The organism is Protofrankia sp. CiP3 (genome assembly GCF_917627345.1).
In the GTDB taxonomy this organism is placed as follows: Bacteria; Actinomycetota; Actinomycetes; order Frankiales; family Frankiaceae; genus Protofrankia.
Genome location: NZ_CAKJTM010000051.1, coordinates 14,690 through 38,183, shown reverse-complemented (window position 1 = coordinate 38,183; position 23,494 = coordinate 14,690). Strand labels below are relative to the sequence as shown.

Below are 23,494 nucleotides of genomic sequence, written 5' to 3'. Positions count from 1 at the left end.
ACTTCCCCCTGGGGGTGGTCCAGCAACGGGATGTCCACTGCCGGTGAACTATTGCGGCGGGTCGGTGCGGTGCGGGCGGCCGAGCTGCTCGATGCGGTGGAACGGTTCGTGGAGAGCGGTTCTGGCCGGGCGCTGTTGACGCCCAACGATCTTTTTGCCTTGGTGGTGCGGGGTCACAACGGCATCCACCGCACAACCGCCTATGAGAAGGATCTTCCTGACCTCAAGGTCAGGACATACCACGGATGGATGTACACAGCGAACCTGTTCACCCCGGAGATGGCCGCCAGCCTGCGGCCCGGCACCCGGGTTGGCCTGCCGGGATTCGCGCAGGCGTCGTCCGATCCGGCCACGATCGTCGGTGCGGCCGTCGGCCTGGCAATCTTCGGCACCGCTTTGGATCTTTCTGAGATGAACGGCCAGCCGCCCGGGACGGTCCTATTGATCATGCCTGGTCATTCCTACGCGGTGATCGAGGCGGGCCGTGACGCATTAAATGCTGTACGTATCACCCTTATGGAGTAGCGAGGACGTACCCGAAGGCTCCGCGGTTCGCGGCGACAGGCGGCCATGGCAACGAGGAGAGCTCGTGCCCGCCGCTATTTTTTTTGGCCTGCTACTTGACATAGCAAGGTAGCTTGCTAAATTTACTTGCATGCCAACCGGCCACGACCCGCAGCTCCTCAAAGGCGTGCTGTCACTGCTGCTGCTGTGCCTGCTCGCCGAACGCGAGTCGTATGGGTACCAGTTGGTGCAGCGTCTTCGCGAGACCGGCCTGTCCGACATCTCGGACGGCACCGTCTATCCGGCGCTGACCCGGCTGGAGCGCGAAGGCCGGGTGACCAGCCGGCTGGTCACCTCTCGCTCAGGGCCTGCCCGCAAGTACTACCGACCCACCGAGGCGGGCTACGCGGCGCTGGCACAGGGGACCGCCAACTGGCTGTCGCTCGCCGACGTGGTCAACCCGGTGCTGTCCCGGCCGATCCCTGCGCAGCCTGCCCCACCTTCCGAGGAGGTCTGACATGACTCGTACCCTGACCTGGGCCGACCGGTTGCGTATTGAACGCGCGGTGTGGACGCTCGACACCTATCTGACCGATCTGCCGAGGAAATCGCGGATCACTCAGCGCCGAGAGGTGCGTACCAACCTGCGCGCCGCCGCGGACGACGTCGGCACTGCCGAAGCGCTGCGGCGCCTGGGCAACCTGCGCCGGCTCGCGGCGGGCTACCTGGCCGCCGAATACGGGGAGTGGCAGCCCCGGCCTGAGTGGAAGACCGGAGCCGCCTGCATGCTCCTCGCGGTCCTCTTGATGACCAAGCTGGTGGCGGTCGGGCAGACTGCCTTTGGTGACGGCATTCGCGCGGTCGATCCACACGCCAGCGGCACATTCCACTGGCACGGGTTCACGTATCTGAACCAGGAGACCACGTACACCTTTGTCGACGGCAGGTACAGCACACTCGGGGGAGCGTGGACCCCGTTGGTCTACGCCGGCTTCGCCGTGGCGTTCATCCTCGGCGGTCGACTCTGGCGATTGCTGCCGGCCTGGCGCCGCAGGAACGCCGACGACTGAGAACGGCGGGCGCTCACCTGACAGCCGCGCGACGCTGAACCAGCCGATTGGTGCCGATTGGTATGGCCGGGTCCTCGGTCAATCATTCGGCGGCGAGCGACTCGGCAGTAGGTGAACGGACAGTAGGTGAACTGGCAGGGGGCGGCTCACTGCTTGACGGCTCGGTGGCTGGTGGCTCGACGGTGGACGGTCGGGTCGGGTGCTCCCGCCAGCGGGAGGTGATCGGTAGCCTGCGGTCACGACCGAACGCCTTCGAGGTCACCTTCGGTCCAGGTGGATTCTGTCGGCGTTTGTACTCGGCGAGGTCCACCAGCCGGATCACCCGTTCCACGGTTTCGGGGCTGTGACCTGCCGTGATCAGTTCAGTGCGGCCCTGGTCGCGCTCGACGTAGTCGTCGAGGACGGCGTCCAGGGTGGAGTAGTCCGGCAGCCGGTCCGAGTCGAGCTGGCCGGGAGCGAGCTCGGCGGACGGCGGTTTGACGATGATCTCTTCGGGGATGGGCGGGGTCTCGCCCCGGCGGTCGGCTTCCGCGTTACGCCAGCGCGCGAGTTCCCAGACCAGGGTCTTGGGCACATCCTTGATCGGGGCGAAGCCGCCCGCGCTGTCGCCGTAGAGGGTGGAGAATCCGGTCGCGAGCTCGCTCTTGTTGCCGGTGGTGAGTACCAGCTGGCCGTGGGCGTTCGACAGTGCCATCAGCAGCGTTCCGCGGACCCGGGCCTGCAGGTTCTCCGCGGCCAGGCCGGCGAGCCCGCCGGTGGCGGTGAGCGCGCGGTGGAAGGAGTCGACCACCGGCTGGATCGGGATCACGGTGTGTGTGACACCGGTCCGCCTGGCGAGCTCGGCCGCGTCGTCCACCGACCCGGCCGACGAGTGGATCGACGGCATCGCGACGGTGTGCACCTGCTCGGCGCCGAGAGCGTCCACGGCGATCGCGGCGACCAGCGCCGAGTCGATGCCGCCGGACAGGCCGAGTACGACCGAGGTGAACCCGTTCTTGCGGACGTAGTCCCGGGTGCCGGTGACCACCGCGCGGTACAGCTCGGCCGCGGAGTCCAGCCGGTGCGCCACGACCGGCGGCTCAGCATCGAACGCCGGGACGGGCTCGCTCGCCAGCGGCAGCCGGGTCACCGTCATCGCGGTGCCGTCGCCCGCGTCCACCGAGGTCCCGTCGTCCACCGGACTCCCGGCCTCCACCGAGGTCCCCTCGCCTGCCGCTCCGCCCGCGGCCAGGGCGGCACCGCCGGTCGGCAGGTCCAGGTCCACGGTCAGCAGCGTCTCGGTGAACTGTTCGGCGCGGGCGAGGAGACGGCCGGCGGCGTCGACCGCGAGCGAACCGCCATCGAAGACGAGCTCGTCCTGGCCGCCGACAAGGTTGACGTACACGAGCGCGGCGCCAGCCTCACGCGCTCGCCGGGCCGACAGCTCGTCGCGTTGGAACGTCTTTCCGCGTTCATACGGTGACCCGTTGACGCACACCAGCAGGTTCACCCCGGCGGCCCGCGCGACCGCGACCGGTCCGCCGTCCTGCCAGAGGTCCTCGCAGATGGTGAGTCCCACATCCACGCCGTGCAGCCGGAACACCGGGAAGTCGTAACCGGGGACGAAATAGCGGAACTCGTCGAACACGCCATAGTTCGGTAGGTGGTGCTTGGCGTAGCGGGCCACGACCTCACCACGCCACAACACCGCGGCAGCGTTCTGTGGCTCGCCCGCGGGACGGCCCAGGCGCGGCGTGGGAGCGCGGGAGGTGTCGAGGTAACCCACGATCACGGCCAGCTCCCCGCTGCCCTCATCGGCCAGGCGCCGGGCGAGGCGATCGACGGCGTCGCGGGACGCCGCGGCGAACGAACGGCGCAGGACGAGATCCTCCGCGGGGTACCCGGTGAGCGTCATCTCGGGGAACGCCACCAGGTGGGCCCCGCGGCGTGCGGCGAGGCGCACCCATTCGCTCACCAGATCCGCGTTCGCTTCAAGATCTCCTACCGTGGTGTTGACCTGAGCGAGCGCGACACGCAACTGGGCCATGGGTGCAGCCTAGGGCGTGTTTCGAAAGCCGTCTGTCCGGCTCGCCACGTCCAGGCGGCCCCTCGCGTCGTTGTCGTCAGGCCCGGTAGAGCACCACTACCGGTAGAAACCGCTACCGGGGCCCGTGCTGTGTCCGAGCGTGTGGGCAGGTCAGTCGCTATGGTCGGCGTTAGCAACCTGACGGGCCTCGGGTGATGCGGGGAGATCCCTCCCGCCAGACAGATCGTTTTGTGATCAGGTGGGTTCTTCGTGACCGCGTTACCGCCGGCCCGGTTGAACCTCGCCCGCCCGCGACGGCGAGCCCGACTCTCAGCGCGGAGGCGGTCATGGACAAGCAGCAGGAGTTCGTCCTGCGTACGATGGAGGAACGAGATATCCGGTTTGTCCGGCTGTGGTTCACCGACGTGCTTGGGGTGCTGAAGTCCGTCGAGATCGCGCCGGCTGAGCTTGAAGGGGCGTTGGCCGAGGGCATCGGTTTCGATGGTTCCTCGATCGAGGGGTTCGCCCGGGTACACGAAGCCGACATGCTCGCGAAACCGGATCCGTCGACATTCCAGGTGCTGCCCTGGCGTGGTGAGAACCCAGCCACCGCCCGGATGTTCTGCAACCTCGTCATGCCCGGCGGTACGCCGTCCCCGGCGGATTCACGCTGGGTTCTGCGTCGTGTACTGGCCAGCGCGGCGGACGCTGGTTTCACTTTCTATACCCATCCCGAGATAGAATTCTTTCTGCTGCGGCAGGCGCCGGCCCGTGGTGCTCCGGTACCATCACCGGTAGACGAGTCCGGGTATTTCGATCTGACACCGAACGACGTCAGCCACGAATTCCGACAGCAGGTCATCGGGGTTTTGGAACGCTTGGGGATATCGGTCGAGTTCAGCCACCATGAGGTCGCGCCCGGTCAGCAGGAAATCGATCTGCGGTATGCCGACGCCCTCACCATCGCTGACAATATCATGACTTTTCGTCAGGTGGTGAAGGAGGTGGCTCGCCGGCAGGGCGTCTACGCGACTTTCATGCCGAAACCCTACAGTGATCAGGCCGGGTCCGGTATGCACACCCATCTGAGCCTTTTCGAAGGTGATCGGAACGCGTTTCACGATCCGACCGATTCCTACCATCTCTCCAAGGTCGCGCAGGCGTTCATCGCCGGGCTCCTCCGGCACGCCGCCGAGATCACCGCGGTCACCAACCAGTGGGTGAACTCGTACAAGCGGATCATCGGTGACCAGCGTGCCGGCGAGGTGCTGGAGGCGCCCGCCTACGTCTGCTGGGGACACAACAACCGGTCCGCACTCGTGCGGGTGCCGTTGTACAAACCGAACAAGCCGAATACGGCCCGCATCGAGTTCCGTTCGCCCGACAGCGCGTGCAACCCCTATCTCGCCTTCGCGCTGATTCTCGCGGCTGGCCTGCGCGGGATCCAGGAGGGTTACGAACTCCCACCGCCAGCGGCCGACGACGTGTGGACGCTCAGCGAGTCGCAGCGCCATGAGCGGGGTATCACGGCGTTGCCCGGTTCGTTGGCGGAGGCGATTGCCACCATGGAAAGATCCGCGCTGGTTCGTGAGACGCTCGGCGACGACCTTTTCGAGTTCTTCCTGCGGAACAAACGTGCCGAATGGGCCGAGTACCGCCGGCAGGTCACGCCCTTCGAGATCGACCGGTATCTACCGATATTGTGACCGGCAGTTAAGAGGCTCCGGCAGCAGGGCGTTCGATCAGGGAGCGGTGTCCGGGTGGATGGATCGCGAGGCGGCGGAGGGAGGCGCCCTGGTTTGGGCGTCGACCGACGGCAACGACGCGAGGCGCCGCCCGGACTGCGCGAGCCGGACAGTCCTGTTGCCGGAGCCTCTAGCCACACCCATCCACGGGGGAGCTCCATCCAGGCGCAGCTGGCTCGGCTGGGTTTCAGTAATGTCGACAGATCCGTTGCCAGTATGTGGCGGCTCGGGCTGCTCGCCGGTACCGACCGCCCCAGCGGGGCCGGCGGCGTCAGCGGTGGTACCGATGTCAGTGCTGGTGCCGGCGCGACGCCGCCCGGCGCTGCCGACCGGTCAGGCGTCGACCTCTCACACAGCCCTGTCCTGGTGGCGCTTGCGCGGGCGGCTGATCCCGACCTGGCGCTTGCGGCGATGGAACGGATCGTGGCGACGGCGCCGCCCGCGGCCGGGCGTGAGCTGCTCGCGGCGTTGGCCGGTCAGCCGGGGCTGCGCGGCCGGCTTGTCGCGGTGCTCGGTGCGAGTACCGCGCTCGGTGACCATCTGGTCCGCCATCCCACCGACTGGCGGGTGATCGCTGACGACGGCGTGCTGCGGGCCGCGCCGAACGACCGTGTCACCCGTGCGCGTCTGCTGCGTGCTGTCGGAGCGGACCCGGAGGAGGCCGAGCCGCGCGCCGCCGGGGATGGTACCGATGTTCTGGACGCGCTGCGCGTTGCCTATCGCCGTGCTCTGTTCGTCCTCGCGGCTCGTGATCTCACCGGCGCCGTGTCCTTTGATGATGCCACCGCGGAGCTTGCCAGCCTCGCCGGAGCCGCCCTTGACGCCGCGCTCGCCGTGGCGCGGTCGGCGCTGCGGCCGGCGGCTGCGTCGGTTCGTCTCGCCGTCGTCGGTATGGGTAAGTGCGGTGGCCGGGAGCTGAACTATGTCAGCGACGTCGACGTCCTGTTCGTGGCGGAACCTGGACGGTCCGGCGGCGCTACCCAGGACGCCCGGACCGACGAGGCCGCCGCGCTGGAGGTGGCCACCCGTCTCGCGGAGGGGATGGTCCGTGCGTGTGGGGCGGTCACCCGTGAGGGCACGTTGTTCCAGATCGACATGGGGCTGCGGCCCGAAGGGCGGGACGGCCCGCTGGTGCGTACGCTGGCCAGCCACGACGCCTACTACCGGCGATGGGCGAGAACCTGGGAGTTCCAGGCGCTGCTCAAGGCACGCCCGGTCGCGGGCGACCATGAGCTGGGAGCACGGTTCTGTGCCGCGGTCAGGCCGCTGGTCTGGTCGGCGGCGTCGCGGCCGGGGTTCGTCAGCGACGTCCAGACGATGCGACGGCGGGTGGAACGGTCGCTGCCGCCGGGAGACGCTGACCGTAACCTCAAGCTCGGTCCGGGCGGGCTGCGCGATGTCGAGTTCGCCGTCCAGCTGCTCCAGCTCGTCCACGGTCGGACCGACCCCAAGCTGCGGACGGTCTCGACGCTGTCCGCGCTCGACGCGCTCGCTCGCGGTGGCTATGTGGCCCGCCGGGATGCGGCCGGCCTCGCGAACGCGTACCGCTTCCTGCGCGGTACCGAGCACCGCCTGCAGCTGCAGCGGCTCCGCCGGGTGCACACCTTGCCCCGCGATCCCGGTGAGCTGCGCTGGTTGGCTCGATCTCTCGGTTTCACCTCCGCGGAGGAGATCCAGAGCGAGCATGCCCGGGTCGCCCGGTTCGTGCGCCGGCTGCACGAGCGGCTTTTCTACCAGCCATTGCTGGCGGCGGTGGCACGGCTGTCCGTCGAGGAGGTCCGGCTCACGCCCGCGGAGGCCCGGGATCGGCTGGCGGCGCTGGGGTTTGCCGACACCGCACGCGCGCTGCGCCACATCGAGGCGCTGACCAACGGTGTCAGCCGGACGGCCACGATCCAACGCCGCCTGCTCCCGGCGATGTTGCATTGGTTCGCCGACGCGGCCGACCCCGACGCCGGTCTGCTCGCCTACCGTCAGGTCAGCGATGCGCTGGGCCACACGCCCTGGTATCTGCGGCTGCTGCGGGACGACAGCGGTGCGGCCGAACGGCTGTGTCGCGTACTGGCGACGAGCAGCTATGCCGCGGACCTGATGCAGCGTGCGCCGGAATCGGTGCGGCTGCTGCGGACTATCGACGACCTGCGTCCCCGCACCCGTGACCAGCTGGTTCAGGTGATGATCGCGGTTGCTCGCCGCAATCCGTCCGGGGAGCAGGCGGTTGGGCGGGCACGGGCGGTACGTCGGGTCGAACTCGTCCGGGTTGCCTGCGCGGATGTGCTCGGCTTGCTGGACGCCGCCGCGGTCGGCCGGGCGCTGTCGGACGCGGCGGCCGCGACCATCGAGGCCGCCCTGTTCGTCGCGGAACGGTGCTTCGAGCGGCAGACCGGTCGGCCGCTGCCGGTACGGATCGCGGTGATGGCCATGGGCCGTCTCGGCGGTGGTGAACTGTCCTACGGCAGCGACGCGGATGTCGTGTTCGTCCACGAACCGATCGATGGCCGGGTGAACGGCACGACAGCCGGTGCTGGGATCGGTGTCACCGACAGCGAAGCGGCCGATGCCGCGGGTGCGGTCGTGACCGAACTGCGCCGGCTGCTCGCCGTGCCCGCCGGCGACCCGCCGCTGATCCTTGACGCGCAGCTGCGCCCGGAGGGCAGCGCGGGTCCGATGACCCGTACGCCGGCCAGCTACGCGGCCTACTTTCGCCGGTGGTCGGCGGGCTGGGAGGCACAGGCGCTGTTGCGGGCGCGGCCGGTTGCCGGCGACACGGAACTGGGCGACCGGTTCCGCAACTGGGTGGATGAGATTCGCTACCCAGCGTCCCTGCCCCCTGGCACGGTGGCTGAAGTCGTCCGGCTGCGAGGCAGGATGGAGGCCGAGCGCATCCCGCGGGGCGTGGATCGTTCCCTGCATCTGAAACTCGGGCCCGGCGGCCTTACCGATGTGGAGTGGGTGGTGCAGGTGCTGCAGCTGCGTCACGGCCGGGCGACAGCGGCGTTGCGCACGACGTCAACGCTTGCCGGGCTTCGGGCAGCCGCCATGGCCGGCCTGCTCGGCCCTGCCGAGGCCGCGGCCCTGGCGGACGCATGGATCTTCGCGTCCCGGCTCCGCAACGCGATCACGCTGACCCGTGGGCGTCCCGGGGACGTGCTGCCGCGTGAACCACGGGCGCTGGCCAGGGTCGCGCGGGCGGTCGGCTACGCGGCGGACCAGAGCGAGGCGTTGCTCGGCGACTACCGGCGGATGAGTGCACGTGCGCGCGCGGTGGCCGAGACTCTTTTCGCCCGCGAAGCGGTGGCCGGGCCGTCCATCGGATAGCGGGCTTTCCCCGTGCGACGCCATGGGTGTGGCACGGGGTCCCGCGATCCGCGATGGTGACGATCAGGCCGTGACGGCGGTCTCGGCCGCGTCCTTCTGGCCTGGGATGGTCAAGATGGGCCTCCCGCCGGCCAGCGCGCTGCAACAGGTGTCGACGATCAGACCGGTGACGAGGTACGGGTCCATGTTGGCGTTCGGGCGACGGTCCTCGATCCAGCCCTTCTTGGCTTTCTCCACCGCCCACGGGATGCGGATCGACGCGCCGCGGTCGGAGGCACCCCAGGAGAACGCGTCGTACGGAGCGGTCTCATGCTGACCTGTCAGACGCTTCTCGATCCCGTCACCGTAGTTCTCGACATGCTCCAGCACACGGGTGCCGAGAGCCTCGCATACGGTGACGATCGCTTCCCAGCTTTCCATCGTGGCCTTGGTGGAGAAGTTGGTGTGCGCGCCCGCGCCGTTCCAGTCGCCGGGGATCGGCTTCGCCGCGAACGAGACGGTGACGTCGAAGTCCTCGGCCACCCGGTGCAGCAACCAGCGGCCGATCCAGAGCTGGTCACCGATGGCGGGAGGCGGGAGCACCCCGATCTGGAACTCCCACTGGGCCATCATGACCTCGGCGTTGGTCCCCTCGATGGACAGGCCCGCGTCGAGGCAGGCCTGCGTGTGCCTCTCGACAATGGCACGGCCGACCATTTTCTCGCCGCCGACACCGCAGTAGTAGGGACCCTGTGGGTCCGGAAAGCCCACCGCGGGCCAGCCGAGTGGCCGCCCGTGCTGGAAGAAGGTGTACTCTTGCTCAATTCCGAACATGGGGGACTGGTCCGCGTACTTCTCGGCGGCCTGTCGGCAGAAGGCGCGGGTGTTGGTCGGATGCGGAGTGAAGTCGGTCAGCTGGACCTCGCACAGCACCAGAACGTTGTCCCTGCCGCGCAGCGGGTCCGGACAGGTGAACACCGGTTGCAGTACGCAGTCCGAATTGAATCCGGGTGCCTGGTTGGTGCTCGAGCCGTCGAAGCCCCAGATGTCCGGTTCCTTGCCGTCGGCGACGATGCGGGTTTTACTCCGCATCAGAGGCTCCGGCTTGGTGCCGTCGATCCAGATGTACTCGGCCTGGTAGCTCACTCATACTCCCCGTGGTTGGCGTAGCACATAGCGGAGTTTCTCATCGCGCACCTGCGGATCGCCCGACCCCGGCCGCGGGTGACAGGAGGGCTCGTCCGGATCTTTGTTGAGCCCCGTTTCCGCACGGTTCCACCACGGTAAATTTTCGGTCAATCGCGCATTGCTGGACAGTTCATTTCCCAGGCTGTCCGAACTGGCATTCCGGCAGCCGTGAACAAAGTCCGCCGTGCGCGTACCCAGCCATGCGACGGCGCCCGGTCCGCGGCTTTCCGCGAAACGGGCGCCATCCCATATCCTGCTGTCCGGTTATATTGCGGTCCGCTGCCGCGGGCAGCTGTCCGTGGCCCGCTGTCTCAGCTGCCCGCCGTCAGCTGTCAGATGTCGTAGTAGAGCTGGAACTCATACGGATGCGGGCGGAGACGAATAGCGTCCACCTCGTGGACACGTTTGTAGTCGATCCATGTCTCGATCAGGTCGGGCGTGAACACGCTGCCCTCGGTCAGGAAATCGTGGTCGGCCTCGAGGGCTTCCAGCACCTTCTCGAGCGATCCCGGCACCTGCGGTACCGCGGCCAGCTCGTCCGGCGGCAGATCGTAGAGATCCTTGTCGATCGGGTCCGGCGGCTCGATCTTGTTGCGGATGCCGTCCAGGCCGGCCATGAGCATGGCGGCGAAGGCCAGGTAGGGATTGCAGCTCGGATCGGGTACGCGGAACTCGATCCGCTTCGCCTTGGGTGAGACACCGCTGAGCGGGATGCGACAGCAGGCCGAGCGGTTGCGCGCCGAGTAGACGAGGTTGACCGGCGCCTCGTAGCCCGGCACCAGGCGCCGGTAGGAGTTCGTGGTCGGGTTCGTGAACGCCAGCAGCGCCGGCGCGTGGTGAAGCAGCCCACCGATGTAGTACCGGGCCAGTTCGGACAGGCCGCCGTAGCCGCTCTCGCTGTAGAACAGCGGCTCGTCGCCCTGCCAGAGGCTCTGGTGGACGTGCATGCCCGAGCCGTTGTCCTGGAACAACGGCTTCGGCATAAACGTCACGGTCTTGCCGCGGGACAAGGCAACATTGCGGATGATGTACTTGTACAGCATCAGGTTGTCGGCGGTCCGCAGGAGCGTGCTGTACCGGATGTCGATTTCCGCCTGCCCGGCGGTCCCCACCTCGTGGTGCTGCATCTCGACGGTGATGCCGGCCCGGAACAGTGCCCTTGTCATCTCCGAGCGCAGGTCGGTGAAGTGGTCGGTCGGGGGTACGGGAAAGTAACCGCCCTTGAACCGGGGCTTGTAGCCGAGGTTCCCGCCGTCCTCCTTGCGGGCCGTGTTCCAGGCCGCTTCGATGGAGTCGACAGCGTGCATGGAACCGTACGGGCTGTAGTCATAGCGAACGTCGTCGAAGATGTAGAACTCGGCCTCCGGGCCGAAGTAGGCGGTGTCCGCGAAACCCGTGCCCCGCAGGTAGGCTTCGGCTTTTTTCGCCGTGTTGCGCGGGTCGCGGGAGTACTCCTCCTTTGTGATCGGATCGTGGATGAAGAAGGTCATCGCGAGCGTCTTGTGCTCACGGAAAGGATCGACGAAGGCTGTGCTCGGGTCCGGTAGGAGCAACATGTCCGATTCGTGGATCGCCTGGAAGCCACGTATCGACGACCCGTCGAACATCAGCCCATCGGTGAACACCGACTCGGCGAAGACCTCGGTCGGGATCGTGAAGTGCTGCATAATTCCGGGAAGGTCGCAGAAGCGGACGTCGACGAACTCAACGCTCTCGTCCGCGATGTAGCGAAGCACATCTTCGGCCTTTATGAACATCCACCCTCCAAGGAAGCTTCATGGCTGTGTGGATGGAAGGATACGCGATGGCCTGATGCGGACCGTAACCTGATGCAGTTCCGCTGATATGACGAGGAAGTTTCTCGTCGGTAACTTGTGACTAATGCGTTGCTCATGGTAAGTGTTTCTCCGGGATGTCCGTGAGGCATACGCTTACGCGGTGGGACGCGCGCTCGGGAACTGGCTGGAAGGTCCGCAACTGCCCCGGGACTCACCTCCCGGCGTACGGCTCGGCCTACCGGCCGAAGGTCCTGGCGCGGTGGTCGGTTTCGGCCACCGGCTGGCCGCGTTCGCGGTGGACGCCATCGTGGCCAACCTGCTGGTGGGTGTCCCGGTGCTCTTCGGGGTCCGCTACTCGGTCAATGCCCGCGGGCTCGCCGTCTACCTTGCGTTCCTGCTGGAGGAGTTCGTCCTGATCGCGGCGAACGGACAGACCATCGGGATGCGGCTGGCGGGCATCCGTGTCATCCGGGTGCGCGACCGTGGCCGGGCGGGGTGGGGCTGGGCGGCTGTTCGTACGGTGCTTCTCGGTCTGCTTGTCCCGGCCTTCATCTGGGACCGCGACCTGCGTGCCACCCACGACCGCGCCGCTGGCACCGTGGTCGTCCGCGACGCGGGTCGTGGGTCGGCCTGAGTCTCAGTTTCTGGTCTTCGTACGAGCATCGTTCTTCGCGCGAACATTGTCGAATGATCAAAAAACAGGGTGGCGCCCGTTGCGGGGCGCGAGGTCAGCGCATCTTCCCCCCGCGGGGGATGTTGCGGGGGATCGGCCCCTTCGGGATGGGCAGGGAAGGCGCGGTCACCGCCCGCAACCGCCGTTCGACGGGATCAACCTCGCCGCGCCGTAGGGTGCGGGGCAGCCGCATGAGGGTTCCCTGCAACTTGGGCAGGGGTACCTCGCCCGGTCCGGTGCCGATGACGATGTCGTGGACAGGTATTTCGCCGATCACCTTGCGGACCCGCCGTACCTCGTTGCCGAGTAGCTCACGCTGGCCGCGGCCGCGGCCTTCGGCGATCACCACGACGCCGGCTCGGCACACCACGCGATGCACCACGTCCTGGTGACGGTTGACCGCGACCGCGGGCGTGAGCCGCCAGTCGCCGCGCATGCGCTCGACGATTCCGGCGGCCGCGCCGGGCTGCCCCTCCATCTCGGCGTAGGCGGTCCGCTGCACGCGCCGACTGAAGATGTTCATGGCGCTGACAAGACCCAGCATGATCCCGATGGGCAGCCACATCCACAGCGGCCCGACCAGCACACTGAGCAGCACGCCGATGGCAACAGGGAGGACGAGGCCGACCAGTGACCACCAGAGCGCGCGCGGATCGCGTTCCCGAGTGAGCCGGTACACCGTCCTGACCTGCGCGAGACGGCCGGGCCGGGCCTTGCCCCCCGTGGCGTCCAGCTGTTGCTTGCGTCCCGAGGCCGTCACTCGGGCCTTTGTCGTACCAGTGCTCGGCGAGCCATTGCCGGAGCTGTTCTTACGCGCCATGACCGCGAGCCTACGACCCGGCGGGACGGATACTCGTACCGTGCTCTTCAGTATAAAATGATCGCCTCTTTGGTGATCGATTGTTCAGCGCTCGGTGGCGAACACGATCCGTCCGCCGATCTGTGGCGGTATGCGGCCTACCGGCAACGAGATCTCGGCGGCGGCGCGCCACGCGTTGCGGCGCGCGGTCCGCTGGCCGCCGTGCGGCAGCAGCAGCAGGGTGAGTTCCTCAACAGCGGTCAGGAGTGATCTCAGCACGACCACACGGACCTCCCAGGCCGGTCGTAGGCATTGTTCAGTCATGATCTCGATCGTCATCCACGGGTGGCGGACGAGTGACCTTCCGGTGAGCCTAGTTCCGTTGGGGCGGGTGCACCATTCCAGTGGCTACTCTGAGTAATTATCGTGTCGCCCGGTCGCTTCGCCGCCGGTGCCGGCGCGTTGCTCGATCGCTTGCTGGTACATCCGGCCCGCGCGGTAGGAGGACCGGACCAGCGGACCTGACAGCACCCCCGCGAACCCCATCCGCTCCGCCTCCGCCCGCAGCTCGGTGAACTCCGTTGGGTCTACCCAGCGCCGCACCGGGTGATGCCGTGGGCTGGGCCGCAGGTACTGCGTGATCGTCAGCAGCTCACAGCCGGCATCCAGCAGGTCGGCCATGGTCGCGAGGATCTCCGCCGGCTCCTCCCCGAGGCCGAGGATCAGGTTGGACTTGGTCACCAGACCGGCCGCGCGGGCGGCGCGGAGAACCTCCAGCGACCGGTCATAGCGGAATCCCGGCCGGATCTGGCGGAACACCCGCGGTACCGTCTCGATGTTGTGGGCGAGCACCTCGGGAGCCGCGCCGAACACCTCGGCGAGTTGCTCGGCACGGGCGTGGAAGTCAGGGATGAGCAGTTCGACACCGACGGCGCCGCACAGCGTATGGATCTCGCGAACCGTCTGGGCGTACAGCCATGCCCCACCGTCGGGCAGGTCATCGCGTGCGACTCCGGTCACGGTCGCGTAGCGCAGGCCCATGACGCGGACCGATTCGGCGACCCGACGGGGCTCGTCGGCGTCGAACGCGCCCGGTCGTCCCGAATCGATCTGGCAGAAATCACAACGCCTGGTGCACACGTCCCCACCGATGAGAAAGGTCGCCTCCTGGTCCTCCCAGCACTCGTAGATGTTCGGACAGCCGGCCTCCTCGCACACCGTGTGCAGGCCCTTGTCGTGGACGAGATCCAGGATGCCGGAGTACCGCGGGCCGGTCCGCAGCCGGGTGCGGATCCAGGGCGGTTTGCGCTCGATCGGCGTTGCCGCGTTGCGTAGCTCCAGCCGCAGCAGCCTTCTGCCGTCCGGCGTGACCGCGGTCACCCTGCCATCTCCGGCTCGCGTACCGTCTCGGTCGCCCGGTCCGGTGGCGGCTGGGCTGACGACAGCGTCGAGGCCACCGCCTGGCCGCCTGCCGGGCCGGGCGCCGTGAAGGCTGTCAGCACGTTGACCAGGCGGTCCGTCACGATGGGCAGGGCCTCAGCGACCGTCACGGTCCGGGCGAGCTCCTGGCTGAGGCTGGTCACCGCGGCGTCGGTGATCCCGCACGGGATGATCCGGCTGAAGGCGGCCAGGTTCGGGCAGCAGTTGAGCGCGAAGCCGTGATAGGCGACGCGGGAACGCACCCGTACACCGATCGCCGCGAGCTTGCGTGCGCCGTCGGTGGTCCACACGCCGCTGCGTCCGGTCACCCGCGCGGCCGGGAGGCCGAGGTCGGCACAGGCCGCGATCAACCCGTTCTCCAGCGCGCGGACGTAGGCCACCACATCCAAGGGCGTTGGCAGGCGCACGACCGGATAACCCACGAGCTGACCGGGGCCGTGCCAGGTGATCTTTCCGCCGCGGTCGACGTCCACCACCGCGGTGCCGTCAACCGGGCGTTCCCACGGCTGGGTACGGCGACCGGCCGTGTAGACGGCGGGGTGTTCCAGGAGGATCAACGTGTCGCCCGCCTGGTCAGCGATCCGCCGGTCGGCCAGCGAACGCTGGAGCCGCCAGGCATCGTCGTAGGGAACCAGGCCCAGCCGCATGACCTCCATGCAAACGAGGCTACGCTGACCTGCGGTGCCGTCCCAGCGCGGACAGGAAGACGCCGTCTGGGTCACACGTCTGGCAGGCGTCGGGGGACCACCTGCGTCTCCCGGGCACCTGCCTCCACGGCCGAGTCCCGCTCGACCCGCCAGGCGTACGCGTCGGCCCGGTCGGCGACCGCCTCCACCAGCTCGGTGCCGCGAAAGTGCAGGCCGACGCCATCGTCGGTGGCCCAACCGGGCGGCAGGGCGCCCGCGGCGACCAGCCCGCGGTACAATGGCCGCCGGCCGGCTTCGGAGTCGTAGTGCGGCGTGTTGCTGAACGGCAGCAGAGCGAGCCCGTCGGTGACTGGCCGCAGGTCCGGCCCGAACGAGTCGGTGGTGCCGCCGGCATGCCAACACAGCGACCCCGCGGACACACCGGCCAGGACAACCCCGGCCTGCCAGGCTTCTTTCATGATCGAATCGAGGCCGTGGACCCGCCACACCGCGAGCAGGTTCGCGACGCTGCCACCGCCCACCCAGATCACATCCTGATCCAGCAGGTGCGCGCGTACGTCGGCCACGTTCGGCATGGGGAACAGGGCGAGATGGGACACGCGCACGTCCGGCAGATCACGTGCGAGTGCCGCGTAGTAGCGCGCGTAGCTCGCCGGGTCGTCGCCGCCGGCCGTCGCCAGCAGGCAGAGCTTGGGACGTGCCGGGCTCCCGGCCAGGTGCAGCGCGTGGCGGATGACCGGGCCGACCCGGATGCCCCACCGCCCGTCCGGCACAAAGCCGGCGCTGGTCGCGAGAATGTTCATGCTGTAGCCCCCGTCCCGGTCGCATCCGTTGGCCGGCGCTCGCCGCACGCGGCGGCCCGGAGCGGCGCGAAGCGGTGTGCCCGGTGGGAGCCTATCGTCGGGCCAGGCGTTCACACGAGTTATCCACAGGTTTATGGAGACAGCTGCACAGAATTGCTTTTTCGGCCTACCGTCACGGCTTGTGGCAGCAGTGGACGATTCCATGGGTTCTCGCGGACGGCGCGGGATTCCGGCTGGTCCGGTCATTCCCGGGGTGGTATTGCGGGCCCGTGTGCGCGACGGTGGTGCCGGCGAGGTCTGGGCCGGCCGCATGGTGGCCACGGGAGCCGAGTGTGTGGTCCGCCGGGTGCGCTTGCCGCCGGACGCCGTGGCGAGGGATGCCGCGATGCGGGCGGCGCGAGCCCTGGTCGGGCTTTCGCATCCGCACCTCCTCCCGCTCATCGATGTGATCGCCACGGCCGAGGGCCTCGCGGTGGTCGCCGAGCCCGTTACCGGGGCGATCAGTCTGGGCCAGCTGTTGGGGACACGGGAACGCCTCGACCCCGGCGAGGTGGTCACGGTGGGGTTACCACTGGCTCAGGCGCTGGCCGCGGCGCATGCCGCCGGGTTCACCCACGGGCAACTTGATCTTGATGATGTCCTGTTGGAGCCGAACGGCCGGCCGGTGCTCGCCGGTGTCGGCGTCGCGGGTCTGGCAGGTGTGGTCACGACACCGGCAGCGGACGTCAGCGATCTCGCGAGTCTGCTGCTCGCGACGATGCCGCAGGCGAGCGGTCCGGACGCGGCGGCTGTCGCGGTGGCGGTCGCGCCGGCCCTGGTTGATGATCCCGTCCGCAGGCCCACGGCGGAGGAGCTGGTCGCGGCCTTGGCGCACAGCTGCAATCCGGCGCCGGTTCGCCTTGTCAGCGACGCGGTCACTCCGCTGCCGCTGCCCCCGCAGCCGACCGGAGCCGACGATGCCGAGCTCGAACCCGCCAGCCGCGGCCTGCGGACAAAGCCGCCCGCCCACACGATGCCACGATCGGCCCGGTCGCCGCGCGCCGCCCAGCTGGCCGGCACCGCTGGCGCTTCACGTGCGTCGAGCCCTCGCGGGTCCAACCCTCGCGGGTCCAGTCCTCGCGCGTCCCTCGTGCGTACTGTCGCCGCGCATGGCGAACCGCGAGCCGGGTTCTCCGGCCAGCGGCGAATCATGGTCATCGTGGCTGTGGTCACCGTGATCGCGGCGCTGGCGGTCGGTGGCCTGCTGGTCGCCGTCCGGTCCGCTCCGCGGCAGGCGCGTCAGCTCGATGCGGCTCCCGCCACGGGCTTGCCGTCCGAACAGGGCTGGCGGGATGTCCTGGCGGGCCTGGACGCTGCCCGCAGCCGGGCGTTCGAACAGGCGAAGGAGGCAGGCCTGACCGATGTGGACGCCGCCGGTAGCACCGCCTATGCCCGGGATGTGGTGCTGATGCGGCAGATGGTCGCGCGCGGTGGCCACGCGGTCGGCTTACATCAGGAGATCATTGATCTTGCTGTCAGGGAGGCTGGAAGCGAGAAGTCCGTACTACGAGTCACCGATCGGCTCCCTCCATACAGTTATGTGGACGCCTCGGGAAAGGTCCTCGCCAGTCAGCCTGGGCATGACCGGCAACAGTGGGACATCGCCATGGTCAGGGCCGACCAGGGCTGGCGGATCGCCAAGGTCGACGCCGTCGGCTGAATGTCGTTGATCGTGCTGCCGATCGCTCAGCGGTGTCAGTCGCCGTCCGCGCGGGTGATGGCAGCCGCCAGGGCGGCGTCGATGGCGGGGTGGGAGAAGGTGAAGCCGGCTTCGGTGAGCACCCGCGGTCTGACCCGCTGGGAGACGAGCACACCCTCGTCGGCGAAGTCGCCCAGCGCGACTCGCAACGCCACCGCGGGTACCGGCAGGATCGCCGGGCGGCGCAGCGCCGCGCCGAGCGCGCGGGTGAAGGCCGCGTTGGTGACCGGCTCGGGGCTGGTCAGGTTCACCGGGCCGTGCACGGCGTCGGCGGTGAGCAGAAAACTGATCGCCGCTATCTCGTCGGCGAGCGTGATCCAGCTCAGCCATTGGCGGCCCGATCCGAGCCGGCCGCCGAGAGCGAGCCGAAAGAGCGGGAGCTGTCTGGCGAGTGCTCCGCCGCGGGTGGACAGCACAACACCTGAACGCAGATGGCACACACGCACCCCGGCATGCTCGGCGACCGCGGTGGAGGCTTCCCACGCGGCCGTGACCTCGGCGAGGAAGCCGGTCCCGGGGCGTGCGGACTCGTCGGCCTCACGCTCCCCGGTGTCGCCGTACCAGCCGACCGCGCTGGCCGACAGCAGCACCCGCGGACGCTCGTCCAGATCGGCGAGAGCAGCCGCGAGCAGCGTCGTGCCGGCTACTCGACTGTTGAGGATCTTGTTCTTGTAGCCGCTGGTCCAGCGATGATCCCCGACCCCGGCGCCGGCAAGGTGGACGACGGCATCGACAGTGGTCAGCGCCGTCGGGTCAAGGATGCCCTGGCCTGGATCCCAGTAGATCTCCAGGCTGTTCCGCGGCGGCCGGCGGACGAGGGCGCGCACGGTATGCCCGCTCCCGCGCAGGGCCGGGACAAGCGCGGAGCCGATCAGACCGGTGGTACCGGTAACAATGATGTCCACTGGTCGGATTCTTGCCTGTCCGTGGTGGGCCGGCGAGGCGGGCCCACCACGCATGCCAGCGGCTGATCCTACTGGCCCAGTTCGGCCTCGAACGCGCCTTCCTCCAGCCGGCGGCGGACAGCGGTGAGGAAACGAGCCGCGTCGGCGCCGTCGACGATCCGGTGGTCGTAGGTGAGCGCGAGGTACACCTTCGACCGCACCGCGATGATTTCGCCCAGTTCGGGGTCATCCACGACGGCGGGCCGCTTGACCACGGAACCGGTGCCGAGGATGCCGACCTGGGGCTGGTTGATGATCGGCGTGTCGAACAGGGCGCCACGGCTGCCGGTGTTGGTCAGCGTGAAGGTACCGCCGCCCAGCTCGTCCGGTGACACGCGGTTGTCCCTGGTTCGGGTCGCCAGATCGTCGATCTTGCGTGCCATGCCGGTGAGGTTGAGATCCCCGGCGTGGTGGATGACCGGGACGAGCAGCCCCCGGTCGGTGTCCACCGCGATGCCCAGGTGCTCGGTGTCGTAGTAGGTGATCGTCCCCTGCTCGACGTTGACGCTGGCGTTGAGGTTCGGGTATTCCCGCAACGCTGCGCAGACGGCGACCGCGAAGAACGGCAGGAAGGACAGCTTGACGCCTTCCCGTGCCTCGAACGCGGCCTTCGCGCGGTCCCGCAGGCGGGCCACGCGGGTGACGTCGGCTTCGACAACCGTGGTGAGCTGGGCGCTGACCTGCAGGGACTCGACCATCCGCTGCGCAATGACCGATCGCAGCCGCGACATCTTCTCCGTGCGGCCGCGCAGTGAAACCGGCGCGGGAGCCGGCACTGGCGGCACGGACGCCGGGGCCGCAGCCACGGCCCGTGCCGGTGCCACCGCTGGAGCCGGCGTTACCGCTGGAGCCGGGGCGGTGGGCGTGGCGGCCGCATCGGCCGGTGTGCGCGCGGCGTCGATGACGTCCTGCTTGCGGATACGGCCGCCGATACCCGTGCCCGTCACCGCGGACAGGTCCACATCGTGCTCGGCCGCGAGCCGCCGGACCAGCGGGGTGACGTAGGCCCCGAGCGAGCCATTGCCGTTGGCCGGGGTTTCAGCGGCCTGGGCCGGCGTGAACTCCTGGGCCGGAACGGCCGCCGGGGGTGTCCGAGCCGCCACCGGCGCGGGAGCCGGCGCGGCCGCCGGAGGTACCGGAGGCGGTGGCGTGACGGCTACAGCAGGCGCGGGTGTCTGGCCGGCGGAGGCCGCCAGGTCCCGGCGCGCGTCCTGCCCCGCCGCCGCACCCTCGTCGATGACGGCAAGCTCGACGCCGACCTCGACCGTCTCGTCCTCGGCGACTCGGATGGCGCTGATCACGCCGGAGGCGGGCGCTGGGATCTCGGTATCGACCTTGTCCGTACTGACTTCGAGGAGCGGCTCGTCAGCCTCGACGCGCTCGCCTTCCTTTTTCAGCCAGCGGATGACGGTGCCCTCGGACACGCTCTCACCCAGACGGGGCATCGTGACGGACACAGACATGGGGTAGGACTCCTTCGTGGCGTCCGGCCGACCGTGGGCGACGGGGAGTGGCCGCAAACGCTGTGGGCCTGTCAGTAACTGGTCTGCTCAAGGCGACGCGATCATGATTCTCTCGCGCCGCCACCGGCTTTGGACTTGGTGGACTTAGTTGTGGGAGTGCAGTGGTTTGCCGGCGAGGGCGAGGTGAGCCTCACCGATCGCCTCCGACAGGGTCGGATGCGGGTGGATGAGCTGGGCGACGTCTGTGGCAGTGGCCTCCCAGTTGGTGATGAGCTGGGCTTCGGCGATCAGTTCGCCGACTCGGTCACCCACCATGTGGATGCCCACCACCGGTCCGTCGGGCAGGGCGACCAGCGTCACGGCACCCGCGGTCTGGAGGATCTGCGCCTTGCCGTTGCCCGCGAGGTCGTAGGTGTGCGTCACGATCTCGCCGTACAGCTCGGCGGCCCTGGCCGACGTCAGACCCACCGACGCCACCTCGGGCGAGGAGTAGGTGACCCGCGGGACGTTGTCGTAGTCGACGTGCGCGGGGCTCAGCCCGGCGAGGCTCTCCGCGAGGAAGATGCCCTCGGCGAATCCGACGTGGGCGAGCTGGAGCCCCGGTCGTAGGTCGCCGATCGCGGAGACGGTCGGCACGTTCGTCCGTAGCTGATGGTCGACGAGGACGAAGCCGCGGTCCATCGCGATGCCGACCTCGTCGTAGCCGAGCCCTTCGGAGACCGGACCGCGCCCGACCGCGACGAGCAGCACTTCGGCTTCGATGGTCGTTCCGTCCTCCAGGGACACCGTGACACCCGCGTCGGTACTCTTCACACCGGCGAACCGGGCGCTCAGATGCTGTTTGACGCCGCGGCGGCGCAGCGCCCGCTCCAACAGCTTGGAGCTGGACTCCTCCTCCAACGGGACCAGATGCGGCAGCGCCTCGACGATCGAGACGTCAGCGCCGAAGGAACGCCATACCGAGGCGAACTCGCAGCCGATCGCGCCAGCGCCGAGAACCACGGCGGACGCCGGTACGCGGTCGAGCGCCAGGGCGTCGTCGCTGGTGATCACTTGGCGATGGTCGATTTCCAGGCCAGGCAGCGACTTCGACCGGGAGCCGGTTGCGAGCACCACATGGCGGCCGGAGATGACCCGGTCGCCTACGGCGACGGCGGTGGGCGACACCAGCCGTCCGTGCCCTTCGACGATCTCGATGCCGCGGCCCTTCACCAAGCCGGTGAGGCCGCGGTAGAGCTTGCTGACCACCGAGTCCTTGTAGGCATTGACTTTTGCTATATCGATTCCGTCGAAGGTCGATCGGATTCCGTAATTCTCACTTTCGCGGATATTGTCCGCGATCTCCGCTGAGTGCAGCAGTGCCTTGGTTGGAATACACCCGCGGTGCAGGCAGGTTCCACCCAGCTTGTCCTTCTCGATCAGAACGACTTCCTGACCGAGCTCGGCGGCACGCAGGGCCGCGGCGTAACCGCCGCTACCACCACCGAGGATGACAAGGTCTACGGGACCGGCCGCAGAGTCCACCACGCCAGGCGTCCCTTCTCGTTGACTGGTTGGGATGGGTTCAGTCTTTCATGCCGCGGGACGGATGCATCGCACGTCCCGGCAACTGTGGCCCATGACGCCGGGTATTCTTCCGCGCCACTTCCGTTCGTCGCTCGCTACTCGCTGGTAGTTTGTTCGTCCGGCTCGGCGTGGGGCGCTGGCGCCGCGGAGATGTTCTCGGCCAGCTGGAGCAGGGTTCGTACTATCACACCGGTACCGCCCTTCGGGGTGTGACCGTATGGTTCGCCCGCGTTCCAGGCCGGCCCGGCCATATCGATATGTGCCCACGGCATGTGATCGGGCACGAAGGCGCTCAGGAACTGCGCGGCCACCAGCATGCCACCATCCCGGTTGCCGCTGCCGATGTTGGCAAGGTCCGCGACGGCCGACTCGAGCACCTTGCGCAGCTCCGGCGGCAGCGGCATCGGCCACACCGCCTCACCGGCGGCGCGGGCCGCGGCGACGACTTGTCCCACCGCGTCGTCACGGCCCATCACACCGCTGGTGCGCTGGCCCAGCGCCACGATCTGCGCCCCGGTGAGCGTCGCGACGGTCACAATGAGGTCGGGGGAGTCCTGAGCGGCACGGGCGATGGCGTCACCGAGCACCAGCCGTCCCTCGGCATCGGTGTTGAGAACCTCGACCCGGGTGCCGCCTCGCAGGGTGAGGACATCGCCCGGCCGGATCGCCTCCCCGGACGGCATGTTCTCGGCCAGCGGTATCCATGCGCTGACGCTGACCGCCAGGTTCAGCCGGGCGGCGGCGATGACAGCGGCGAGCACGCTGGCCGCGCCGGCCATGTCGGTCTTCATCCACTCCATCGCGCTCGCGGGTTTCAGGGACAGGCCGCCGGAGTCGAAGGTGATTCCCTTGCCGACGAAGGTCAGCGCGGGCGGGCTGCCCGGGTCCGTACCAGCGGGCCGCCAGCTGAGATGGACCAGCCTCGGCGGGTTCACCGATCCCTGGCCGACCCCGAGGATCCCGCCGAACTCGCCGTCGGCCAGCGCCTTTTCGTCGAGTACCGCGACGGCCACACCGGCCTCGGTGGCCCGCCGGGCCGCGATCTCGGCGAATTCCGCGGGCGGCAGGTGCCCAGGCGGTGTGTTGACGAGATCCCGGGCCAGCGCGACCGCGTCCACGGACACGGCGGCCCGGCGCACGGCGTCCTGGGCTGCGGCCTCGGACGGGCCGTCCACGACGAGCGTGATCTCCTGGACCGGAGGACGCCGGTCGCCCAGGGAGGTTGCCCGGAAGGTGTCGAAGGAGTAGGCGCCGAGCAGCGCACCTTCGGCGACCGCCCGTAGCTGGCCTGTTCCGGGCGGGCCGGCGGCCAGGGCGAGGGTGGTCGCGACGCGGGCGGTGCCGGCCAGCGCCCGCGTCGCGGCGCCCGATGCTCTGCGCAGCGTCTCGTGGTCGACGTCGATCCCGCCGCCAGCGGGATCACGGTCACCGGCGGCCGGCCTGGCCGGCCCGAGGCCGACCGCGACCACGGTGGGGAAGGGCAGGATGCCGAGCGTGGCGAACCGGACGAGGTCACCTGCCTTCCCGGTCGCGCCGAGGCTGACCAGCACCTGGGCGAGGCGGCCGCCGAGGGCCGCGTCCAGCGTGTCGGTACCACCCAGCGGCATCGGCCCGTCCGCGCCCGCCGCGATACCTATCACCAGCGCGTCGGTGTCGAGGTCCAGCACGGATGATGTCGTCACGGCAGTCACGGTCATGCCGAGAGACTACGGAACACCGCGGGAGAGGCTGTCACAGCAGGGGACGCTGCCCCGCCGGACGCCCCGCCCGCGAGGCCGGGGCCCCGTACCGTGCCGCGGGCGGGGCGCGGGGCTAGTGGTCGCCGCCGGAAGTT

Annotated in this window: 19 protein-coding genes; 7 read left to right on the top strand and 12 right to left on the bottom strand. The window is 68.9% G+C overall.

Features of this window, described 5'->3' with window-relative positions; all coding sequences use genetic code 11:
- From MJ797_RS16950 to MJ797_RS16940, 3 genes are all read left to right on the top strand, one after another.
- A partial coding sequence (locus tag MJ797_RS16950) for a hypothetical protein (RefSeq protein ID WP_239335966.1) occupies positions 1 to 525 on the top strand: 525 nt, incomplete at its 5' end.
- Between the two features lie 130 nt (positions 526 to 655).
- On the top strand, positions 656 to 1,021 hold the full coding sequence (locus MJ797_RS16945) for a PadR family transcriptional regulator (protein WP_239335965.1): 366 nt from the start codon (positions 656 to 658) through the stop codon (positions 1,019 to 1,021).
- Position 1,022: 1 nt separating this feature from the next.
- Positions 1,023 to 1,574 (top strand): hypothetical protein, encoded by a 552-nt coding sequence (locus MJ797_RS16940; RefSeq protein ID WP_239335964.1) that lies wholly within the window; start codon positions 1,023 to 1,025, stop codon positions 1,572 to 1,574.
- A gap of 82 nt (positions 1,575 to 1,656) precedes the next feature.
- Here the strand turns inward: MJ797_RS16940 and MJ797_RS16935 are convergent, their stop codons facing one another.
- The gene (locus MJ797_RS16935) at positions 1,657 to 3,600 is read right to left on the bottom strand and encodes an NAD+ synthase (RefSeq protein WP_239335963.1); all 1,944 of its coding nucleotides are present in this window, start codon (positions 3,598 to 3,600) and stop codon (positions 1,657 to 1,659) included.
- 326 nt (positions 3,601 to 3,926) lie between these two features.
- Between MJ797_RS16935 and MJ797_RS16930 the strand changes: the two genes are divergently transcribed.
- Together MJ797_RS16930 and MJ797_RS16925 are read left to right on the top strand one after the other, a co-directional pair.
- Positions 3,927 to 5,285: a glutamine synthetase family protein gene (locus MJ797_RS16930; RefSeq protein ID WP_239335962.1), complete on the top strand. Its 1,359-nt coding sequence runs from the start codon at positions 3,927 to 3,929 to the stop codon at positions 5,283 to 5,285.
- Between the two features lie 255 nt (positions 5,286 to 5,540).
- The gene (locus MJ797_RS16925) at positions 5,541 to 8,642 is read left to right on the top strand and encodes a bifunctional [glutamine synthetase] adenylyltransferase/[glutamine synthetase]-adenylyl-L-tyrosine phosphorylase (RefSeq protein WP_374582427.1); all 3,102 of its coding nucleotides are present in this window, start codon (positions 5,541 to 5,543) and stop codon (positions 8,640 to 8,642) included.
- Positions 8,643 to 8,705: 63 nt separating this feature from the next.
- Here the strand turns inward: MJ797_RS16925 and glnII are convergent, their stop codons facing one another.
- Both glnII and glnA read right to left on the bottom strand, forming a co-directional pair.
- Entirely contained in the window at positions 8,706 to 9,767 is a 1,062-nt protein-coding gene (gene glnII, locus MJ797_RS16920; protein ID WP_239335961.1) for a glutamine synthetase GlnII, read from the bottom strand.
- 374 nt (positions 9,768 to 10,141) lie between these two features.
- Complete coding sequence (glnA, locus tag MJ797_RS16915) at positions 10,142 to 11,566, bottom strand: type I glutamate--ammonia ligase (protein ID WP_239335960.1); 1,425 nt, start codon at positions 11,564 to 11,566, stop codon at positions 10,142 to 10,144.
- Between the two features lie 181 nt (positions 11,567 to 11,747).
- Between glnA and MJ797_RS16910 the strand changes: the two genes are divergently transcribed.
- Positions 11,748 to 12,221: an RDD family protein gene (locus MJ797_RS16910; RefSeq protein ID WP_239335958.1), complete on the top strand. Its 474-nt coding sequence runs from the start codon at positions 11,748 to 11,750 to the stop codon at positions 12,219 to 12,221.
- 94 nt (positions 12,222 to 12,315) lie between these two features.
- Here the strand turns inward: MJ797_RS16910 and MJ797_RS16905 are convergent, their stop codons facing one another.
- From MJ797_RS16905 to MJ797_RS16885, 5 genes are all read right to left on the bottom strand, one after another.
- Complete coding sequence (locus tag MJ797_RS16905) at positions 12,316 to 13,080, bottom strand: DUF4191 domain-containing protein (RefSeq protein WP_239335956.1); 765 nt, start codon at positions 13,078 to 13,080, stop codon at positions 12,316 to 12,318.
- Positions 13,081 to 13,164: 84 nt separating this feature from the next.
- Entirely contained in the window at positions 13,165 to 13,383 is a 219-nt protein-coding gene (locus MJ797_RS16900; RefSeq protein WP_239335954.1) for a hypothetical protein, read from the bottom strand.
- An 84-nt stretch (positions 13,384 to 13,467) separates the two neighbouring features.
- Positions 13,468 to 14,439 (bottom strand): lipoyl synthase, encoded by a 972-nt coding sequence (gene lipA / locus MJ797_RS16895; protein WP_239335952.1) that lies wholly within the window; start codon positions 14,437 to 14,439, stop codon positions 13,468 to 13,470.
- Positions 14,436 to 15,155, bottom strand: a complete 720-nt coding sequence (lipB, locus tag MJ797_RS16890) for a lipoyl(octanoyl) transferase LipB (protein WP_255739087.1) — start codon at positions 15,153 to 15,155, stop codon at positions 14,436 to 14,438. Before lipB ends, lipA begins: the two co-directional genes overlap by 4 nt.
- Before the next feature lie 62 nt (positions 15,156 to 15,217).
- Positions 15,218 to 15,949: a peptidase E gene (locus MJ797_RS16885; RefSeq protein WP_239335948.1), complete on the bottom strand. Its 732-nt coding sequence runs from the start codon at positions 15,947 to 15,949 to the stop codon at positions 15,218 to 15,220.
- 202 nt (positions 15,950 to 16,151) lie between these two features.
- Here MJ797_RS16885 and MJ797_RS16880 point away from each other — a divergent pair, with 202 nt between their 5' ends.
- Positions 16,152 to 17,648, top strand: a complete 1,497-nt coding sequence (locus MJ797_RS16880; protein WP_239335946.1) for a protein kinase — start codon at positions 16,152 to 16,154, stop codon at positions 17,646 to 17,648.
- Between the two features lie 35 nt (positions 17,649 to 17,683).
- Here the strand turns inward: MJ797_RS16880 and MJ797_RS16875 are convergent, their stop codons facing one another.
- The 4 genes from MJ797_RS16875 to MJ797_RS16860 form a co-directional block, all read right to left on the bottom strand.
- Positions 17,684 to 18,592 carry a TIGR01777 family oxidoreductase gene (locus MJ797_RS16875; RefSeq protein WP_239335944.1) on the bottom strand — a complete coding sequence of 303 codons (909 nt, stop codon included), beginning with the start codon at positions 18,590 to 18,592 and terminating at the stop codon, positions 17,684 to 17,686.
- 68 nt (positions 18,593 to 18,660) lie between these two features.
- On the bottom strand, positions 18,661 to 20,094 hold the full coding sequence (sucB, locus tag MJ797_RS16870; protein WP_239335942.1) for a 2-oxoglutarate dehydrogenase, E2 component, dihydrolipoamide succinyltransferase: 1,434 nt from the start codon (positions 20,092 to 20,094) through the stop codon (positions 18,661 to 18,663).
- A 144-nt stretch (positions 20,095 to 20,238) separates the two neighbouring features.
- On the bottom strand, positions 20,239 to 21,621 hold the full coding sequence (gene lpdA / locus MJ797_RS16865) for a dihydrolipoyl dehydrogenase (protein WP_239335940.1): 1,383 nt from the start codon (positions 21,619 to 21,621) through the stop codon (positions 20,239 to 20,241).
- A 134-nt stretch (positions 21,622 to 21,755) separates the two neighbouring features.
- Positions 21,756 to 23,357 carry a leucyl aminopeptidase gene (locus MJ797_RS16860; RefSeq protein WP_239335938.1) on the bottom strand — a complete coding sequence of 534 codons (1,602 nt, stop codon included), beginning with the start codon at positions 23,355 to 23,357 and terminating at the stop codon, positions 21,756 to 21,758.
- Between the last annotated feature and the right edge of the window lie 137 nt (positions 23,358 to 23,494).

Coding starts and splice junctions, on each gene's coding strand:
- MJ797_RS16945 (WP_239335965.1), top strand. CDS start 656: ATGCCAACCGGCCACGACCCGCAGCTCCTCAAAGGCGTGCTGTCACTG.
- MJ797_RS16940 (WP_239335964.1), top strand. CDS start 1,023: ATGACTCGTACCCTGACCTGGGCCGACCGGTTGCGTATTGAACGCGCG.
- MJ797_RS16935 (WP_239335963.1), bottom strand. CDS start 3,600: ATGGCCCAGTTGCGTGTCGCGCTCGCTCAGGTCAACACCACGGTAGGA.
- MJ797_RS16930 (WP_239335962.1), top strand. CDS start 3,927: ATGGACAAGCAGCAGGAGTTCGTCCTGCGTACGATGGAGGAACGAGAT.
- MJ797_RS16925 (WP_374582427.1), top strand. CDS start 5,541: ATGTGGCGGCTCGGGCTGCTCGCCGGTACCGACCGCCCCAGCGGGGCC.
- glnA (WP_239335960.1), bottom strand. CDS start 11,566: ATGTTCATAAAGGCCGAAGATGTGCTTCGCTACATCGCGGACGAGAGC.
- MJ797_RS16905 (WP_239335956.1), bottom strand. CDS start 13,080: ATGGCGCGTAAGAACAGCTCCGGCAATGGCTCGCCGAGCACTGGTACG.
- MJ797_RS16900 (WP_239335954.1), bottom strand. CDS start 13,383: ATGACTGAACAATGCCTACGACCGGCCTGGGAGGTCCGTGTGGTCGTG.
- lipB (WP_255739087.1), bottom strand. CDS start 15,155: ATGGAGGTCATGCGGCTGGGCCTGGTTCCCTACGACGATGCCTGGCGG.
- MJ797_RS16885 (WP_239335948.1), bottom strand. CDS start 15,949: ATGAACATTCTCGCGACCAGCGCCGGCTTTGTGCCGGACGGGCGGTGG.
- MJ797_RS16880 (WP_239335946.1), top strand. CDS start 16,152: ATGGGTTCTCGCGGACGGCGCGGGATTCCGGCTGGTCCGGTCATTCCC.
- sucB (WP_239335942.1), bottom strand. CDS start 20,094: ATGTCTGTGTCCGTCACGATGCCCCGTCTGGGTGAGAGCGTGTCCGAG.
- MJ797_RS16860 (WP_239335938.1), bottom strand. CDS start 23,357: ATGACCGTGACTGCCGTGACGACATCATCCGTGCTGGACCTCGACACC.